At 65.0% G+C, this 17946-nt stretch carries 12 protein-coding genes; 10 read left to right on the plus strand and 2 right to left on the minus strand.

The window, feature by feature from the left end; all coding sequences use genetic code 11:
* The first annotated feature begins 2 nt into the window (after positions 1-2).
* Both R0232_RS07545 and R0232_RS07550 read left to right on the plus strand, forming a co-directional pair.
* Positions 3-2675, plus strand: coding sequence for a fimbria/pilus outer membrane usher protein (locus R0232_RS07545; RefSeq protein ID WP_431511744.1), 2673 nt, complete (start codon positions 3-5; stop codon positions 2673-2675).
* A 219-nt stretch (positions 2676-2894) separates the two neighbouring features.
* Positions 2895-3920, plus strand: a complete 1026-nt coding sequence (locus tag R0232_RS07550; RefSeq protein ID WP_431511745.1) for a fimbrial protein — start codon at positions 2895-2897, stop codon at positions 3918-3920.
* A 43-nt stretch (positions 3921-3963) separates the two neighbouring features.
* Here R0232_RS07550 and R0232_RS07555 read toward each other — a convergent pair whose 3' ends face one another.
* Positions 3964-4470 (minus strand): phospholipase D-like domain-containing protein, encoded by a 507-nt coding sequence (locus R0232_RS07555; RefSeq protein ID WP_431511746.1) that lies wholly within the window; start codon positions 4468-4470, stop codon positions 3964-3966.
* A gap of 380 nt (positions 4471-4850) precedes the next feature.
* Between R0232_RS07555 and R0232_RS07560 the strand changes: the two genes are divergently transcribed.
* The 4 genes from R0232_RS07560 (at position 4851) to R0232_RS07575 (ending at position 10331) form a co-directional block, all read left to right on the plus strand.
* Positions 4851-5399, plus strand: a complete 549-nt coding sequence (locus R0232_RS07560; RefSeq protein ID WP_431511747.1) for a fimbrial protein — start codon at positions 4851-4853, stop codon at positions 5397-5399.
* A 185-nt stretch (positions 5400-5584) separates the two neighbouring features.
* A complete protein-coding gene (locus R0232_RS07565; RefSeq protein ID WP_431511748.1) occupies positions 5585-6400 on the plus strand; it encodes a fimbrial biogenesis chaperone in 816 nt (271 codons plus the stop codon).
* Positions 6401-6412: 12 nt separating this feature from the next.
* Positions 6413-9103 (plus strand): fimbria/pilus outer membrane usher protein, encoded by a 2691-nt coding sequence (locus tag R0232_RS07570; RefSeq protein WP_431511749.1) that lies wholly within the window; start codon positions 6413-6415, stop codon positions 9101-9103.
* A 178-nt stretch (positions 9104-9281) separates the two neighbouring features.
* The gene (locus R0232_RS07575) at positions 9282-10331 is read left to right on the plus strand and encodes a fimbrial protein (protein WP_431511750.1); all 1050 of its coding nucleotides are present in this window, start codon (positions 9282-9284) and stop codon (positions 10329-10331) included.
* On the opposite strand, the gene R0232_RS07580 is transcribed toward R0232_RS07575, so the two are convergent.
* Positions 10328-11929, minus strand: a complete 1602-nt coding sequence (locus R0232_RS07580) for a phospholipase D family protein (protein WP_431511751.1) — start codon at positions 11927-11929, stop codon at positions 10328-10330. The genes R0232_RS07575 and R0232_RS07580 overlap by 4 nt on opposite strands.
* Before the next feature lie 212 nt (positions 11930-12141).
* Here R0232_RS07580 and R0232_RS07585 point away from each other — a divergent pair, with 212 nt between their 5' ends.
* From R0232_RS07585 to R0232_RS07600, 4 genes are all read left to right on the plus strand, one after another.
* Positions 12142-14253 (plus strand): TonB-dependent siderophore receptor, encoded by a 2112-nt coding sequence (locus R0232_RS07585; RefSeq protein WP_431511752.1) that lies wholly within the window; start codon positions 12142-12144, stop codon positions 14251-14253.
* A 52-nt stretch (positions 14254-14305) separates the two neighbouring features.
* Entirely contained in the window at positions 14306-15496 is a 1191-nt protein-coding gene (locus tag R0232_RS07590) for a PepSY-associated TM helix domain-containing protein (protein WP_208509926.1), read from the plus strand.
* A gap of 3 nt (positions 15497-15499) precedes the next feature.
* On the plus strand, positions 15500-15706 hold the full coding sequence (locus tag R0232_RS07595; RefSeq protein ID WP_431511753.1) for a hypothetical protein: 207 nt from the start codon (positions 15500-15502) through the stop codon (positions 15704-15706).
* A gap of 85 nt (positions 15707-15791) precedes the next feature.
* Positions 15792-17930 (plus strand): TonB-dependent receptor domain-containing protein, encoded by a 2139-nt coding sequence (locus R0232_RS07600; RefSeq protein WP_431511754.1) that lies wholly within the window; start codon positions 15792-15794, stop codon positions 17928-17930.
* Positions 17931-17946 lie beyond the last annotated feature (16 nt).

Here is a 17946-nt window from a genome sequence, read left to right on the forward strand (position 1 = left end):
CCATGGAACGGGTTTTCTCCGCGCGCGTGCCGTCCCGCCTCAGTCTGTGTGCCGCCGCGATCGGTGCGCTCGTCGCTCCGGCCGTCGCGCAGCCATTGCAAACGGCGCCGGTGCCGAAGCAGCCGCCCACCTCGGTCTTCAACGATGCATTGCTCGATACCGGCAGTGGCCAGAAGAGCGTCGACCTGTCGCTCTTCGCGTTCGGCAATCGGATCTTGCCGGGGCGCTACACCGTCGACGTTTCGCTCAACGAGCGCAATGTCGGCAGGGTCGCGATCCAGTTCGACAACAAGGAAGGCGCGAGTGATGCCGTGCCCTGCCTGACGCGGCGCATGCTGGAAGAGTGGGGCGTCAACGTGCCCGCGTTTCCGGCCCTCGCGGCGCTCGCGGATGACGCGTGCGTGGCCGATCTGGGCGCCGCCGTCCCCGACGCGTTCTTCGGCTACGACGGGGTCAAGCAGCGTTTGACGCTCAGCATTCCGCAAGCGGCACTGCACCGATCGGCGCGCGGCACGGTGGATCCGAGCAAGTGGGACAGGGGGATCAATGCGGGGATGCTGGACTACCAGATCAACTTCTCCCGCTATGGTGGCGATGGCTATCGGCGCGAGCCGGATCAGTTCGCGCTGACGCGCAGTCTCTTCGACAACAACCCGTTCGCGCCCCGTCCCCGGGACCCGGAGCGAAACACGCTGTTCGTCGGCTTGCGCGCCGGGTTCAATTACGGAGACTGGCGTTTCCGCCACTATTCCACCTACAGCCGCGGCGTGAGCGGGGCCGGTGGCTGGCAGGCCGTCGAGACCTATGCGCAGCGGGATCTCGCATCGCTCAAGGGCCGCCTGCTGATCGGCGACGGCAGCACGCCGGGCAACTTCTTCGACAGCGTGCCGTTCCGCGGCGTGCAGCTCGCTTCCGACGAATCGATGCTGCCCAACAGCCAGCAGGGCTACGCACCCACCATCCGCGGCATTGCGCAGACGAATGCGCGGGTCACGGTGCGGCAGAACGGCTACGTGATCTACAGCACCTTCGTCGCGCCGGGTGCATTCGTGATCGACGACCTCAATCCCACGGGCTCCGGCAGCGACCTGGAAGTGATCGTGACCGAGGCCGATGGCCGCGAGACGCGGAATTTCCAGAGCTTCGCCACGGTGCCCACGCTGCTGCGCGAAGATGCCTGGCGCTATTCGGCGACGGTCGGCAAGTACCGGCGCGCCTCGGGCCTGGGGCGCAGCTACAACAGCTGGGGCGGCCTGTCGCAATGGCCGTGGACCCAGTATCGCCAGCCGCTGGCGGAGCCGGCCTTCGTGCAGGCTTCGCTGGCACGCGGGCTGAACGACGACTACACGATCTACGGCGGCCTGATCGCCTCGGGGCGCTACCAGTCGCTGCTGGCCGGCGTGGGCAGGAACCTGCGGGCGTTCGGTGCCGTCTCCGCCGACATCACGGCCGCGCGCACCTTGGTGCCGATGCCGCTGCTCGTCGACCGGACCTACAACGGCCAATCGATCCGCTTCCTGTACTCCAAGGCTTTCGATGCCGGGACCAGCATCCGCGTGGCCGGCTACCGCTACTCCACGGGGGGCTACCGTACCTTCCAGGAGGCGGTGGACATGCAGGGCCTGCTGCCGTTCGAGCGGCTCAACAACCGTCGCAACGAACTGCGGCTGGATCTCTCGCAACCGCTGGGCGACGACTGGGGCGCGCTGTACGTTTCGGCGCGCCAGCAAAGCTACTGGGACGAGCCTCGCAAGGATCGCGCGGTGCAGATCGGCTGGACCGGCAACTACAAGCAGGTCGGCTTCAGCGTGAACTACAGCCGGGGCGTCTATCAGAACTTCCGGCCCAGCAGCCAGGTCATGTTCACGGTCAGCGTGCCGCTGGGCGACTCGGGCGTGCGTTCCCAATACTCGGCAACGCGGGAGAGGGATGGTCGCACCAACCATCAAGCCAGCGTTTCTGGATCGGCGCTGGACGACTCCCGGCTCAACTACAACGTGATGGTGGGTCGCGACGACACCCAGGGATCGACTGGTGCCGCCAGTGCCAGCTATCTCTCGCCCGTCGGGCGCTTCGATCTGGGTCATTCGCAGGGCAGGAACTACAGGCAGACCACCGTTGGCATGGCCGGCGGACTGGTGGTCCATGCGGGTGGCGCGACGCTCTCGCAGTCCTTGGGCGAAACGATTGCGCTGGCGCAGCTGCCCAAGGCCTCGAACGTGGGCTTCGAATCGCGCCCCGGGATACGGACCGACTGGGCAGGCAATGCGGTCCTTCCCAGCCTCTCGCCCTACCGCATGAACCGGCTGGCGGTGCGCACGCAGGACCTGGGCGACAACATCGATGTCAAGAATGCGGCGACCGAGGTGGCTCCCACGCGCGGGGCCGTGGTGCTGGTGAATTTCGAGACCGCTGTGGGTTACCGGCTGATGCTCACTTTGACCGGGCGAACCGGGGAGCCGCTGCCCTTCGGCGCCAGGATCGAGAACGAGGCAGGCGTGGAGATCGGCATGGTGGGTGCCGAGGGCCAGTCCTTCGTGAGCGGTGCCGAAGCCAAGGGGCGCATGACCGTGCGTTGGGGACAGGGTTCAGCGGACCAATGCACCCTGAGCTACGAATTGCCGGAAGAAGCCAATCCGCCGCCCATCCGAGAGTTGAGCGCGGTCTGCGGATGAAAAAGCACGATGCAAGAAAAGAGACGGCTCGCCGCAGAAAGATCGAGTGCTGGAACCCGCCGCCGGAAGCCAGAGCAGGTCGTTTCGATGGGGCTCGTTCGTCGAATGCGACCAACGAGAGGCAAAACACTGCCCGAGGTCCGGTGAGAAACAAATCCTTCCTGTTTCGTTGGTGTCGAACAGGTCACATTGCCGAAAATTGAAATGAAAAATGCTTGGATGAAATTATTCCGCTATGAAAATCCTGGTCGAACGAATTTCTTTTGTCGGACATGCGCTTTTCTTGCGTTGATTGCGGCGAGCATTCTGCTTCCCAAATATGCAGGCGCTGCTTGCATGGGTACCGTAGGCATGGCTCCTTACAGAATTTTTCTTGGAGATGTCAACGTGCCCGTCTCTGCCGCGATAGGTGTTCCTTTTTATTCTCGAACATGGTATATCCCCACCAATGACATGGCCCCGATTGGACGTTGTTTCAACGGGGGCTACCTAGTCTACAACGTAGGATATGGAAGACCTGTTCCAGGATTCGACAGCGTATATGAAACCAATTTGAGGGGGATTGGGTATAGGATCAAGTATGCGTTTGGCAGGGCCGAATGGTCCAATCCCAGGACAATGCCATTTTCACAATATCTGGCTGGAAACACACCGTACGGTTTGGGAAATCCCCAGATGTTTCAGGTCGAACTCATCCTCACGGCCAATGAGGTGGAGACAGGAAATTTATTCAGCGGCAACATGTTCACGGGAGCTGCTGATGGGAATGGTTTCGTCAATATTCTTGCCGAAATTGACGGAAGTGCGAGCAGAGTTATTCTGCCTACCTGCGAGGTCGACAACGTCAATCGAAAAATTACCGTCCCGCTGGGTTCGGCGAACAGGAGCAATTTTACCGGTATAGGCAAGACGTCCAACGATACGGATTTCCTCATCAAACTGCAGTGCAGGGCGGGACTGAATGCACAAAGAACCATTACCTTGCGCCTGGACGGCATAGTGGCTGATCGGGAAAATGGCGTGCTGCGATTGACCAATCCCAATGACAGTTCGACCGCAAAAGGCGTGGGTATTCAGGTGCTAAAGGACACCCGGCCGGTCAGATTTGGCGATCGGGTTCCACTGACCGTGTCGAGCACCGGGGTTCTGTCATTGAAATACAGCGCGCGCTTCTATCAGATCGACAATGCGGTTTCTGGTGGTAAAGCCAATTCGACCGCCACTTTCACGATCGAATACCGTTAAGAAGTGATTTCGCTCGGCTCCATCGAGCCGGGTTCTCCGGCTCTTACAACTGATCCGTTGGCACGAGCCACGAGAACAGCAGCCGCGTCAGCATGCTCGAGTGGGGCTCGCTGTCGAGCACCTCGTTGTTGACGTCCCCCGTACCGATCCACTGCACGTTCTCGCCGTCGGGCTTGAGCACGACCCGGTAGACGCCCTCGATGTCGTCGAACTGGCAGGCATAGAGCAGGGCCTGGGTCAGGTCGAAGCTGCGCACGCGCACGCCGAACTCGGTGTTGAGCAGCACCGAGCACGGGTCGAGGTTCATGGAGCCCAGCATCACCCATTCGCGGTCGATCAGCGCGAGCTTGGCATGCAGCCGGCCGCGCGCCTTCTTCAGCAGGCCGCGGAACTGGCCGTTGCGCTTGAGCTGCTGGGTGCTGACTTCGTAGAGCTCCACGCCTAGCTTGAGCATGTCGACGCGGTAGCGGTTGTCGTTGATGTCGACCAGCGGCTCGTCGCTGTCGGAGCATCGAAGAACGGCCGCGGCGACGTGCCGTTCGTCGTGCACGACATGCAGACCGTGCGCTCGGGCTGGGACTTGCCAACGGCACCCCGAACGTCGCGCTGATCCTTCAAGGCCGGTCGCGCTTTCTCACGCTTTTCCCCTGCGGCCCGGAGTCTGCATACCGGGGTCAAGCTTCGCGGCGCGTGACGCAATAGATCAACAATTGGAAATTAACAACAAATAAAAAATTCAATTGACTAAGATAGTGCATCTTATAATTAATTAATTGCAAACATAATTAATCACAGTTGTCTGGGTAATTATTCCTCGAGGAATTCTTTCTTGGGTTTTGTTTCTATGATCGATTTGACGTGCTTCATTTTGTAGGCATGTCAATCATCGATACGTAATATTCACTAAGGAATTAAATGCTCAGAAGTTCATTGACCAAACTCGCTGTGATCGCCGCTATCGGTGGCATGTCGCAAGCGGCCCTGGCGGACGGTGGCGTGATCAACTTCACGGGATCGATCACCGACAGCATCTGCTCGGTGGCGCCCGAAAGCCAGAACATGACCGTGCCGCTCGGCGATGTCTCCATCAAGGTTTTCCCGACGGTGGGTACGCGCGCTCCCACCCCGGGCAAGTTCACCATCAACCTGAAGGATTGCCCTGCGGGCGCCGCAAAGGCCAAGGTGACTTTCACCGGCACGCCCGATCCTGACAACGCGACCCTGTTGAAGACCAACAACGCAGGCTCCGGCGTCTTGGCTGCTCAGGGCGTCGGCATCGAGATCGGTGACTTTGCGGGTACCAAGATCGACCTGGCTTCGGCCTCGGGCGAATACCAACTGGGCCAAGGCGACAACAACCTCAAGTTCGAGGCGCGCTACGTCTCGACCCTGCCGGTGGCGCCGGTCGCCCCGTCGACCCGGAAGATCGCACCCGGCGAGGCCAGCGGTACCGCGCAATTCACGGTTGCCTATAACTAACTAGGCGCGACGGCGTGAGGTCTTCGCGACCTCATGCCGTCATGAACGCGTTGGTCGGCGGCGGAAGGCCGCGCAACTTTCGCGTTCATCTCCCATGGATCGATTTTTCTTCGAGGCGCCGCCATCGGTGCGTTGGAGTGCCTGTGCGCGCGCGTTGTGGGCGTGGGTCGCACCGAGGAAGACATATGTGCAGCAACAAACGAATTCGATGGGCCTTCGGCATTCTGGTGATGCTGGGGCTTCAGTGCTCGGCGAGCGCGAGCGTGATGCTCTCCGGCACGCGCGTGATCCTGGGCGAGAAGGCCCGCGAGACCTCTCTGCCGATGAAGAATACCGGCACGTCGCCCTACGTGGTCCAGGCCTGGATCGATGCCGGTGAAGGCAAGAACAAGACCCCGCTGCTCGTCACGCCGCCGTTGTCTAGGCTTGATCCAGGCAAGGAAAATCTCTTGCGCATCATGCGCGTCGGCGGCGAATTGCCGGCCGACCGCGAATCGGTTTTCTGGCTCAACGTCAAGGAGATCCCCCAGACTCCGACCCAGGAGAACGTGCTGCAGGTAGCGATACGCAGCCGGCTCAAGGTGTTTTATCGGCCCGCGAGTCTTCCGGGCTCGTCCGTCGAGGCCCGCACCCTGCTCAGGTGGGCGGTGAGCGCGGGTCCGCAAGGCCAAGGCGTCGTGCTCAAGGTCGGCAATGCAAGCGCTTATCACGTCACTCTGCTGAAACTGACGGTCAATAAGGGCCAAGGTCCGGACAAGAAGGACCAGGAAGAGCTCGATGCGGGCATGGTGCCGCCGTTCGGCGAGTTGCGCTTTCCGCTCAAGACCCTCAAGGCCCCGCAGGCCGTCCAGATCAACTTCACGACGATCCACGACTACGGCGGCGAAACGCCGGAAGAATTCGTCAAGGTGCCCGAAGGTATCGAACCCGTGCCCTTGAAGCCCGAGCCGGCGCTCAAGCCAGAGGCTCCCTCCATCGCCCTCGGCGGTGCGCAACGCTGAGCCATGCGACGCATGCCTTCCTCGCGGCCGCGCCCGGCTGCTCCGTTTCGCCTGGGCTTGTGCGCCGCCGCGCTTGGCGCCCTGGGTTCTCCCGTTTTTGCTCAGGAGTTCGCCGCCTCGACCTTCAACAAGGATTTTCTCGGCGTCGGTGGCGATCAGCAGAACGCCGACCTCTCGTTGTTCGCCTTCGGCAATCGCGTGTTGCCAGGGCGGTACACCATCGACGTATCGGTCAACGATCGGCGTGTCGGGCAGGCCGTGATCGATTTCGATGCCAAGAAAGGCAAGACCGACGCCGAGCCTTGCCTCACGCGCAGCATGCTCGACGACTGGGGCGTCAACGTCGCGGTGTTTTCGTCTCTGACCTCGCTTGCGGGCGACGCCTGCGTGGACCTGGGCACGGCCATTCCCGACGCCTCCTTCAGTTACGACAGCGGCAAGTTGCACCTGGCGGTCAGCATTCCGCAGGCAGCGATGAAGCGTTCGGTGCGCGGAGCCGTCGACCCCAGCAAGTGGGATCGGGGCATCACGGCCGGCATGGTCGACTACCAAGTCAATTTCGCGCGTCATGGTGGCGATGACTACCGCCGCGGGCCCGATCCCTTCGCAATTCCGAACGGCGTGTTCGATGGCAATCCCTTCCGCGAGCGCCGCAAAGAGCCTCGGCGCGACATCCTGTTCCTCGGCCTGCGCGGCGGCTTCAATTACGGCGACTGGCGCCTGCGCCACTTCTCGACCTACAGTCGCGGGACAGACGGGCGAGCCCGCTGGCAGGCGGTCAACACCTACGCCCAACGCGACCTGCACTCGCTCCACGCCCAGTTGCTGATCGGCGATGGAAGCACGCCCGGCAATCTGTTCGACAGCGTGCCGTTCCGCGGCGTGCAACTCGCCTCCGACGAGTCCATGCTGCCCGACAGCCAACAGGGCTATGCACCCACCATCCGCGGCATTGCGCAGACCAACGCGCGCGTGACGGTGCGGCAGAACGGCTATGCGATCTACAGCACCTTCGTGGCCCCCGGGGCCTTCGTGATCGACGATCTCTATCCCACGGCGTCGAGCGGCGATCTCGAGGTGGTCGTCACCGAGGCCGACGGCCGCGAGATCAAATTCATCCAGGCCTTTTCCGCGGTGCCCACGCTGTTGCGCGAAGGAACGTGGCGCTTTTCGGCCACCGTCGGCAAGTACCGCCGTGCGCCTGGCGACGAGTTCATTCCTTCTTACCACGGCGATGGTGGCCTTTCGTCATGGCCATGGATCCGGTCGCAGCGATCGCGTGCCGAACCGGCCTTCGTGCAAGGCACGGTGGCGCGTGGCCTGAGCGACGGCTACAGCGTCTATGGCGGGCTGATCGCTGCGGGGCGTTACCAGTCGGTGATGGCAGGGGTGGGCAAGAACATGCGTGCCTTCGGCGCCGTCTCTGCCGACCTGGCGGCCGCGCGCGCCGTGGTGCCGCAGCCGCTGCTGACCGACCGGACCTACAACGGCCAGTCGGTGCGCTTCCTGTATGCGAAGGCTTTCGACGCGGGGACCACCGTGCGCGTGGCTGGCTATCGCTATTCCACCAGCGGCTACCGGACCTTCCAGGAGGCGGCGGACATGCAGGGCCTCGATCCCCGGGAGCGCCTCCACAACAGGCGCAACGAATTGCGCCTGGAACTCTCGCAGTCGCTGGGCGAATGGGGTGCGGTGTTCGCCTCGGCGCGCCAGCAAAGCTACTGGGGTACGAGCGCCAAGGACAGCTTGGTGCAGATCGGCTATTCGGGCAACTACAAGCAATTCGGCTACAGCGTCTACTACAACCGCAGCAGCAGCTACCTGGGGCGTGCGCCGAGCAACCAGATCATGTTCAGCTTGAGCATTCCGCTGGGCAGCTTCGGAACCAGCGCCCAGTATGCGGTGACGCACGATCGCGACGGCCGCACCAACCAGCAGGTCAGCCTGTTCGGTACCGCGCTCGAGGATTCGCGCCTCAGCTACAGCGTGTCGGCCAATCATGTCGAACAGCAGGGTTCCACCGGTAGCGCCAGCGTCAGCTATCTGGCGCCCGTGGGGCGATTCGACCTCAGTCATTCCCAAGGCTCGAACTATCGGCAGACCAGCTTCAGCATGGCCGGAGGATTGCTGGCGCATGGCGGCGGCGTGACGCTGTCGCAGCCGCTGGGCGACACCATCGCGCTGGTTCAGCTTCCCAAGGCTTCGGGTGTGGGCATCGAGTCGCAGCCCGGCGTGGCGACCGATTGGGCCGGCAATGCGGTCGTCTCCAACGTCAGCCCCTACCGTGCCAACCGCCTCGCGGTTCGCACGCAGGATTTGGGCGACACCATGGACGTCAAGAACGCGGCGACCGAGGTGGTGCCGACACGCGGCGCCGTGGTGCGAGCGGTGTTCGAGACAGCTGTGGGCTATCGAGTGATGCTGACGTTGACGCGGGCCAATGGCGAGCCCTTGCCTTTCGGCTCCAGGGTCGAAAGCGAAACAGGCCAGGAAATGGGCATCGTGGGCCCCGATGGCCAGGCCTTCGTGTCCGGCGTGGAACAAAGCGGACGATTGATCGTGCGTTGGGGCCAGCGTGAGGAGGACCGGTGCACCGTGTCTTATAGCTTGCCCGACGAGCCGAGTCCTTCGCCGATTCGGGAAGCGAAAAGCAGTTGCGCGGTACTTGTGCCCGACGAGCCCAAACAGAAAGGTACACCGTGAACCACCTCCCCAGCGTCCGGCGGATTGTCAACCGGCCATCTGTCGAGAGGTCTCGAATGACGGTCCCGCAAGCAAGACGAGTCCTCTCGAAATTCGGGAGATGCCTTCGCTGCAGCCACAACAACTACGACCAGGTCGGCGAATGCCGCAATGGTCGCGATAGTACGGAGCAAAAGGCATGAGCCGATTTCCCATATCTCCCTCGCACCTGCGACACGGCGCCTTGCTGAGCCTTACCGTGTTCGGTTTGTTGATTGGCGCAAAGGACGCCTTAGCTTACTGCGGGGCAAACCCGGCCTACCCGACCAAGGATATCCTCATGCAGGTAGGAAAGGTGGTCATCCGGCCAACCGACCCGGTGGGTACGGTTTATCCGGCAGGTCCCAGCGGTGCTGGCTGGGAGTTCCCGGCCTCTGCGTCAACTACCATCAAGCCCTTTGTCTGCGACATGGCCGTAGGCGGCGCATTGAAGGGTTCGATTCTGAAAGGTGTGGCCGACGGGGACGGTTGGGTCCAAACCAACGTTCCGGGTATCGCGATGCAGATGTACCGCAATCGTGGTGGTGTAACAGTGGAAACGCGATATCCGCATACCATTGTCTTTCCGCCAGGATATGACGTGGGTTTTTTCGAATCCAATCTGAAGTTCGGCCTGCGGTTGAAGAAAATTGCGCCAGCGACTGGAAGTGGCCCTCTGAGCGAGGGGCAGTACAGCCAATATACGGGGGACGATCCCAGTTCTCGGAGGTCGGTGCTGAACACCTACGTCTTCGGTGAAGCCATCACCATCGTCACGCCGACCTGCGAAGTCGATCATCCCAGCAGGAACCTGACCGTACCTCTGGGCCAGCAACCCAAGAATCTGTTCACCGGCGTGAACAGCGTTTCGCCTGCCGTTCCCTTTCAGATTCGCCTGAAGTGCAATGCCGGCCTGGGTGAACCGCGAAGAAACAAGATCTACCTGCGCATGGAAGCGAAAGAGCCCGTCGCTGGACAGCCCGGGGTGATGAAGCTGGCGCGCGAAGACAACGCGGCCACGGGCATCGGCATCCAGATTCGCGACTGGAATTCCCAGCCGGTCGAGTTCAATGGAGAAGGGACCTATGTCGGCGAGACGGCGGATCGCAACTTCGATCTGCGTTACACCGCCAGGTACTACCAGACCGGCGCCGCGGTCACGGCGGGCAAGGGTAACGGTACCGCCACCTTCACCATCGAGTACGACTAGAGCTGGTCCGTCGGCACGAACCAGGAAAACAGCAATAACTGCAGCCGCGTCAGCAGGCTCGAATCGGGCTCGCTGTCGAGCACCTCGTTGTTGACGTCGCCCGTGCCGATCCACTGCACGTTCTCGCCATCGGGCTTGAGCACGACGCGGTAGACGCCCTCGATGTCGTCGAGCTGGTAGGCATAGAGCAGGGCCTGGGTCAGGTCGAAGCTGCGCACGCGCACGCCGAACTCGGTGTTGAGCAGGGCCGAGCGCGGGTCGAGGTTCATGGAGCCCAGCATCACCCATTCGCGGTCGATCAGCGCGAGCTTGGCATGCAGCCGGCCGCGTGCCTTCTTCAGCAGGTCGCGGAACTGGCCGCTGCGCTTGAGCTGCTGGGTGCTGACCTCGTAGAGCTCCACGCCGAGCTTGAGCATGTCGACGCGGTAGCGGTTGTAGTTGATGTTGACCAGCGGTTCGTCGCTGTCGGCCAGCGAGTTGGTGATCACGCTGACCTGCACGCCGCGCCGGCGGCCTTCGCGGATGCGCGCCATGCCTTCGTCGCCCGGGATGAAGTAGGGCGAGATCACGAGCACGCTCGAGCGCGCGGTGGCCGCCAGTTCGTGGAAGCGTTGCGCCACCGATTCGGTGGGGTGACGCATCACGCCCAGCGCCTTGTTCGGGCTGTCGGCGCTGGCGTGCGCGTCGGCGCGCATCCATTGCAGGGTGGGGATGTTCAGCAGTTGCAGGCCCAGCGGCGGATCGCCGAGCACATCGCTGTCGCCCGGTGGATCGGGCCAGGGCGCGAAGCGCAACGAGGTGGCGGTTTCGAAGTCGGCCTTCAGCACGGCCGGCGTGCGGTGGTTGATGGCCACCGTCTCGATCGGATAGACGACGTCGCTGTTCCAGTAGGTGTCGAAGACCGCGGCCGATTCGGCCACCACCGGGCCGGCCATCAGCAGTTCGAAGTCGATGAAGTTGGCGACTTCGCTGCGCAGGAAGTATTCGTCCGCGAGGTTGCGCCCGCCCGCGATGGCGATGGCGCCGTCGGCCACGAACAGCTTGTTGTGCATGCGGTGGTTGAGCCGCCGGAAGTCGCCGAGGAACTCCATCCAGCGCGTGGCCGAGTGGTCGCGCGCATTCACGAAGGGGTTGAACAGCCGCACCGAGGCGTTCGACTCGGCCGCCAGGCCGAGCAGCAGCGGGTCCATGCCGGAGGTATAGAAGTCGTCGAGCAGGAGCCGCACGCGAACGCCGCGGCGCGCGGCATCGCGCAGTTCGCGCAGCAGCAGGCGGCCGGTCTTGTCGTTGCCGAGCTGGTAGGTCTGGACGTCGAGCGAGCTCTGGGCGCGGCGGATCAGCTCGAGCCGCGCATCGAGCGCGAACGAGGCCTCGATCAGCGGCCGGACGCTCGAGAGCCCGTCGCGCGGCGCGTCGAGATGGGCGGCGGCGCGGCCGAGCAGGGTGGCATTGGAGGCCGGAATGGCGAGCACCGGCGTGTCGGCGGTCCGCGGCGGCAGGCCGGCACAGCCCGCGAGCACGAAGGCGGTCGCCAGCGCGAGCAGCCATGCCGCGGCGCCGCGCAGGGCGAGGAACCGGGAGGCGAGGGTGGTGTGCATGACGGCGGACGCGCGAATGTTGCAGGGACGGCGGAAGAAGCTTGACGGGACTATCCCGCGCCTGGCGCGCGCCGATGCTAGCTGTGTTGCGCCGAAACCACGAGTCGCAAGATCAGGTGGCACCCCTTGCACCCACCCGGATTTGTCGGAAATGTGAATTATTCCGTTTTAGAATGAGAATGGTTCTTAATATCTAGAGGAGTGGAGTCGGAATGGCGGTCTTGTTGACGCAGCGCAATGCCTTGGCGCTGATGGGGTGTCTGGCGATCTACGCGAACCAGCAGGTGCTGGCGCAGACGGCCGCCACGACGGCACTGCCCGAAATCCGGGTCGAGGCCCCGGCCGAAACGGCGACCACGCCGGTGAACGGCTACCGCGCGAGGAATGCGGCGACCGCCACCAAGACCGATACGCCGCTGGCCGAGACGCCGCAGTCGGTGACGGTCGTGACCCGCGACCAGATCCTGGACCAGGGCGCCACCAACCTGCAGGATGCGCTCACTTACGCAGCCGGCGTGCGCTCCGATGCCTACGGCCTGGACTCGCGCTCCGACAGCTTCCTTGTGCGCGGCAGCGATGCCTCGGTCTATCTCGACGGGCTGCAGCTCTTCTCCGCGGGCTGGTACACCGCGACCGCGCGGCCCGATCCCTACACGCTCGAGCGCCTCGAGGTGCTGCGCGGCCCGTCGGGCATGCTGTTCGGCGCCGGCACGGCGGGCGGCGTGATCAACATGGTCAGCAAGCGGCCGCAGACGCAGGCCGCGCGCGAAGTGGGCGTGCAGTTCGGCTCCTGGGGCCGCAAGCAGATCCAGGCCGACCTGACCGGCCCGCTGACGGCCGACGGCGACTGGTCGTACCGCCTGGTGGCGCTGCAGCGCAAGGCCGACACCCAGGTCGACTACGTGCCCGACGACCGCACGCTGGTCATGCCCTCGCTGACCTGGCGCCCGAGCGCCGCCACCTCGCTGACCCTGCAGGGCCTCTACCAGAAGGACAAGACCGGCAGCACCTCGCAGTTCCTGCCGTGGCAGGGCACGATCCTGCCGAACGTCAACGGCAAGCTGCCCGTGAGCCGCTTCATCGGCGAGCCCGGCGACGGCTACGACACCGAGCGCAAGACCTTCGGCTGGCTGTTCGAGCACCAGTTCAACGACCACTGGTCCTTCCGGCAAAACTTCCGGATGTCGCGCACCTACAACGACTCGCACTACCACTATGCGGACTTCTTCTCCATCCCCGGCGGCTGGGGCATGGACCCGATCGGCCAGCGCGTGATCGGCCGCATCAACGACAAGTCGCTGACCTGGACCCGCATGACGGGCATCGACAACCACGTCGAGGGCCACTTCGACACCGGCGCGCTGCGCCACACGCTGCTGGTGGGCGCCGAGTACTCGCGCCAGCGCCAGGACAAGTACGAAGGCTCGGCCTACAGCGCCATCGATGCCTATACCCCGGTCTACGGTCTGGGCTATGTGCCCGTGACCGACCTGAGCTGGAAGCCCCGCACCACGCAGCGCAATGCCGGCGTGTACCTGCAGGACCAGATGAAGCTCGACAACTGGATCTTCGTCGCGGGCCTGCGCTACGACCGCAGCACGGCCGGCACCGAAGGCAGTGCCTCGGAGACCACCACCGCCACCTCGCGCCGGCTCGGCGTGATGTACACGCTGCCCTCGGGCTGGGCGCCTTACCTGAGCTACACCGAGTCGTTCACGCCGCAGGCCGGCACCGACGCCAACGGCCGGCTGTTCAAGCCGCTGCGCGGCGAGCAGGTCGAGGCCGGCGTCAAGTACCAGCCCGCGGGTTCGCCGACCAGCTTCACGGCCTCGGTCTTCTCGCTCAAGGAAAAGAACCGCACCGTCTCCGACAGCACCAACCCGAACTACGGCCGCCAGGTCGATTCGAGCAAGAACAAGGGCCTCGAGCTCGAGCTCAAGACCACGCTCGCGCGCGACCTCGACCTGATCGCCAACTACACCTACATCGAGGTCGATCCCAAGCTCACCGACACGCCGCGCAACCAGTTCTCGGTCTGGGGCAAGTACCGCTTCGCCGTCGGCGGCATCACGGGCTTCTCGGCCGGCGCCGGCGTGCGCTACATGAGCGGCTTCCGAGACATCGAAAGCACGGGCGCGGGCCCGCGCGTGCCGTCGGTGGCGCTGCTCGACCTGATGCTGGCCTACGAGTCGGACAAGTGGCGCTATGCGCTGAACATCAACAACGTGACCGACAAGATCTACTTCAGCACCTGTCTGGCCCGCGGCGACTGCTGGTACGGCACGCGCCGCAACGTGGTCGCCACCGCGACTTACAAGTTCTGAGGCTTTTCGAGCCGCCGCCACACCGAGCCTCGGGGACAATTCCGCCATGTCGATGAACAGCCGAAAGATCAAGACCTGGGCCTGGGTGCACAAGTGGAGCAGCCTCGTGTGCACGGTCTTCATGCTGCTGCTGTGCCTGACGGGATTGCCGCTGATCTTCCACCACGAGATCGGCCACCTGCTGGGCACCGAGGTCGAGGCGCCGAAGATGCCCGCGGGCACGCCGCGCGTGAGCCTCGACCGCGTGCTCGAGGTGGCGCGCGCGCAGCATCCCGACCGCGTGGTGCAGTTCGCCTCGCAGCCCGAGGACGACGACGGCCTGTGGTTCGTCACGCTCACGCCCACGCCCGCGCCCACCGACGACTTCAAGTCGGTCGCGGTCGATGCGCGCACCGGCGTCATCCTCGCGCAGCCGAAGTTCGACGAGGGCTTCATGTACGTGATGTTCAAGCTGCACGTCGACCTGTTCGCGGGCCTGCCGGGCAAGCTGTTCCTCGGCTTCATGGGCTTCCTGCTGCTGGTCGCGATCGTCTCGGGCGTGGTGCTGTATTCGCCGTTCATGCGCAAGCTCGACTTCGGCACGGTGCGCCGCGAGAAGCGGCCGCGCCTCAAGTGGCTCGACCTGCACAACCTGCTGGGCATCGTCACGCTGGTGTGGCTGTTCGTGGTCGGCGCCACCGGCATGATCAACACCTGGGCCGACCTGGTGATCAAGTACTGGCAGTACGACCAGCTCACCACGCTGCTGGCGCCCTACAAGAACGAGCCCGTGGTCGCCGTGAGCGAGCGCGGCTCGGTGCAGCGCTCCTACGAGGCGGCGATGCAGCAGGCGCCGGGCAACCGGCTGTCGTTCATCGCCTTCCCGGGCACCTCGTTCTCGAGCCCGCACCACACCACCTTCTTCCTGCAGGGCAAGGAGCCTTTCACCTCGAAGCTGCTGCAGCCGGTGCTGGTCGATGCGAAGACCGCGCAGGTCACGGCGGCGCCGAAGCTGCCCTGGTACCTCACGGCGCTGCTGGTGTCGCAGCCGCTGCACTTCGGCGACTACGGCGGCATGCCGATGCAGATCCTCTGGGCGCTGCTCGACATCGCGACCATCATCGTGCTGGGCAGCGGCCTGTACCTGTGGCTCAAGCGCGGCAACACCGTGCCCGCGGCGGCTTCCAGGGCGACCGCCGAACGTCCGCAGCGCGAGGAGGGCGGCGCGCCGCAGGCCGATCCCGCGCCCGCATTGAAAGCCTGATCCATGACCGCAAAGCATCTGCAGCACCACGGCTTCTGGCGCCTCTGGGGCTGGCCGATCGTCCTCGGCCTGCTCACGAGCTTCGGCCTGATCTCGGCGCTGTTCAGCGACGGCGGGCTCGGCGACGTCCTGGCCTGGATCACGCTCGGCATTCCGGTGGCGGTGGGTGCGTGGTACGGCTGGCGCCGTCCGCGTCCGGCGAGCGAGTAACGCATCGCATCGGCGTGTGCACGGCGCGCGCCACGGTGAGAAACCCCGAGGCCCGGCCGCCGCGCGGCACCGCAGAATCGGCGGCATGAAACCCGTTGCCGCCGCTGCCGTCGCCTGTCTCCTGCTCGATCTCTCCACGGCCTCGCGCGCCCAGTCCGCCACCGAGGCGCCGTCGCCGTTCGCGGGCGCCTCGCTGCGCGAGATCACCGTCTCCACGCCGCGCGGCGAGGTCGCGCCCTTCAACGTGCCGGGCTCGGTCGATCGTGTCGACGGCGAGTCCATGCGCGACGGCCGCCTCGGCGTGAACCTCTCAGAGAGCCTGGGCGCGGTGCCCGGGCTGCAGGTGCAGAACCGCCTCAACTACGCGCAGGACCTGCAGCTCTCGGTGCGCGGCTTCGGCGCGCGCTCGACCTTCGGCGTGCGCGGCGTGCGGCTCTACGTCGACGGCATTCCCGCCACCCTGCCCGACGGCCAGGGCCAGACCTCGAACATCGACATCGGCTCGCTCGACCGCGTCGAGATCCTGCGCGGGCCGTTCTCGGCGCTCTACGGCAATTCCTCGGGCGGCGTGCTGCAGGCCTTCACCGCCTCGGGCGAGGGCCGGCCGAAGCTGGCCTATTCGGCGGCCGCCGGCAGCAACGGCACCTGGCGCCAGTCGCTGCAGGCCAGCGGCTCGCAGGGCGCCGTCGACTACCTGCTCGGCGCCAGCCGCTTCCAGACCGATGGCTGGCGCGAGCACAGTGCCGCGCGGCGCGATATCGCCAACGGCAAGCTCGGCATCGCGCTCGACAACGGCGATCGGCTCACGCTGGTCGTCAACAGCGTGCGCATCGATGCGCAGGACCCGCTGGGCCTCACGGCCGACCAGTACGCGCTGGCGCCACGCCTCGCGCCGCTGGCCGTGCAGTACGACACCCGCAAGACCGTCGAGCAGACCCAGGCCGGGCTGCTCTACGAACGCCGCCTGAGCCAGACGCAGCAGCTGCGCCTGATGGTCTATGGCGGCGAGCGCAAGACCACGCAGTACCAGTCGATCCCGCCCTCGGCGCAGCAGAGCCCGCTGCATGCGGGCGGCGTGATCGACCTCACGCGCCAGTACGGCGGCCTCGACCTGCGCTGGACCGGTGCCTTCACCCTGGCCGAGCGTCCGTTCGAACTGGTGGCGGGCCTGGGCTACGACAGCCTGCGCGAATGGCGCCGCGGCTACGAGAACTACCTCGGCAGCGGCGCGGCGCAGATCCTCGGCGTGCAGGGCCGGCTGCGGCGCTACGAGCGCAACGAGGTCTGGAACCTCGATCCCTATGCGCAGGCCACCTGGCGCTTCGCCGAGCGCTGGACGCTCGAGGCCGGCCTGCGGCGCAGCAGCGTGCACTTCGATTCGGGCGACCGCTACATCGTCGGCAGCAACCGCGACGACAGCGGCAGCGCGCGCTATGCCAAGACCCTGCCCGCGGCCTCGCTGCGCTTCCAGGCCACGCGCGACATCGCGCTCTACGGCTCCATCGGCCGCGGCTTCGAGACGCCGACGCTCAACGAGCTGTCGTACCGCGCGGGCGGCGCGAGCGGGCTCAACTTCGCGCTGCGGCCCTCGGTCAACGACAGCCTCGAGCTCGGCGCCAAGGCGCGGCTCGGCGGCGGGCTGCTGACCGCGGCGCTGTTTCGCACCCGCACGCGCGACGAGATCGTGACCGACACCAACCTCGGCGGCCGCGCCACCTTCCAGAACGCGGGCCGCACGCTGCGCAACGGCTTCGAGCTGGCCTGGCAGCACGAGACCGAGAACCACTGGCGCACGCAACTGGCCTACACCTGGCTCGACGCCACCTACCGCGACGCCTTCTGCTCGCCCTCGCCGTGCGCGGCCGCCAACACGGTGGCCGCGGGCAACCGCATTCCAGGCATCGCGCGGCAGTCGCTGTTCGCCTCGTTGGGCTGGGTGCCGCCCGAAGGCTGGCGCGCGGGCGTGGAGATGCGCGCGCTGGGCCGCATCCAGGCCAACGACCTCAACAGCGCGAGCGCGCCCGGCTATGCGGTCGCGGCGGCCTATGCCGGTTATCTCAAGAAGTGGGAGCGCTGGGAGTTCAACGCCTTCGCGCGCGTGGACAACCTGTTCGACCGCCGCTATGCCGGCTCGGTCATCGTCAATGAAGGCAATGCGCGCTATTTCGAGCCCGCGCCGGGGCGCAACTGGACGGTGGGCATGAGCGGTTCGTATCGCTTCTGAGCCTGCGGGCCGCCAT

Origin of the sequence: Variovorax sp. DAIF25 (genome assembly GCF_050711835.1) — a bacterium.
Lineage (GTDB): Bacteria > Pseudomonadota > Gammaproteobacteria > Burkholderiales > Burkholderiaceae_C > Variovorax.

Excerpts from the sequence above, each read along its gene's own strand:
- R0232_RS07585 (WP_431511752.1), top strand. The coding sequence starts at position 12,142 with ATGGCGGTCTTGTTGACGCAGCGCAATGCCTTGGCGCTGATGGGGTGT.
- R0232_RS07575 (WP_431511750.1), top strand. The coding sequence starts at position 9,282 with ATGAGCCGATTTCCCATATCTCCCTCGCACCTGCGACACGGCGCCTTG.
- R0232_RS07580 (WP_431511751.1), bottom strand. The coding sequence starts at position 11,929 with ATGCACACCACCCTCGCCTCCCGGTTCCTCGCCCTGCGCGGCGCCGCG.
- R0232_RS07595 (WP_431511753.1), top strand. The coding sequence starts at position 15,500 with ATGACCGCAAAGCATCTGCAGCACCACGGCTTCTGGCGCCTCTGGGGC.
- R0232_RS07550 (WP_431511745.1), top strand. The coding sequence starts at position 2,895 with ATGAAATTATTCCGCTATGAAAATCCTGGTCGAACGAATTTCTTTTGT.
- R0232_RS07570 (WP_431511749.1), top strand. The coding sequence starts at position 6,413 with ATGCCTTCCTCGCGGCCGCGCCCGGCTGCTCCGTTTCGCCTGGGCTTG.
- R0232_RS07590 (WP_208509926.1), top strand. The coding sequence starts at position 14,306 with ATGAACAGCCGAAAGATCAAGACCTGGGCCTGGGTGCACAAGTGGAGC.
- R0232_RS07600 (WP_431511754.1), top strand. The coding sequence starts at position 15,792 with ATGAAACCCGTTGCCGCCGCTGCCGTCGCCTGTCTCCTGCTCGATCTC.
- R0232_RS07545 (WP_431511744.1), top strand. The coding sequence starts at position 3 with ATGGAACGGGTTTTCTCCGCGCGCGTGCCGTCCCGCCTCAGTCTGTGT.
- R0232_RS07565 (WP_431511748.1), top strand. The coding sequence starts at position 5,585 with ATGTGCAGCAACAAACGAATTCGATGGGCCTTCGGCATTCTGGTGATG.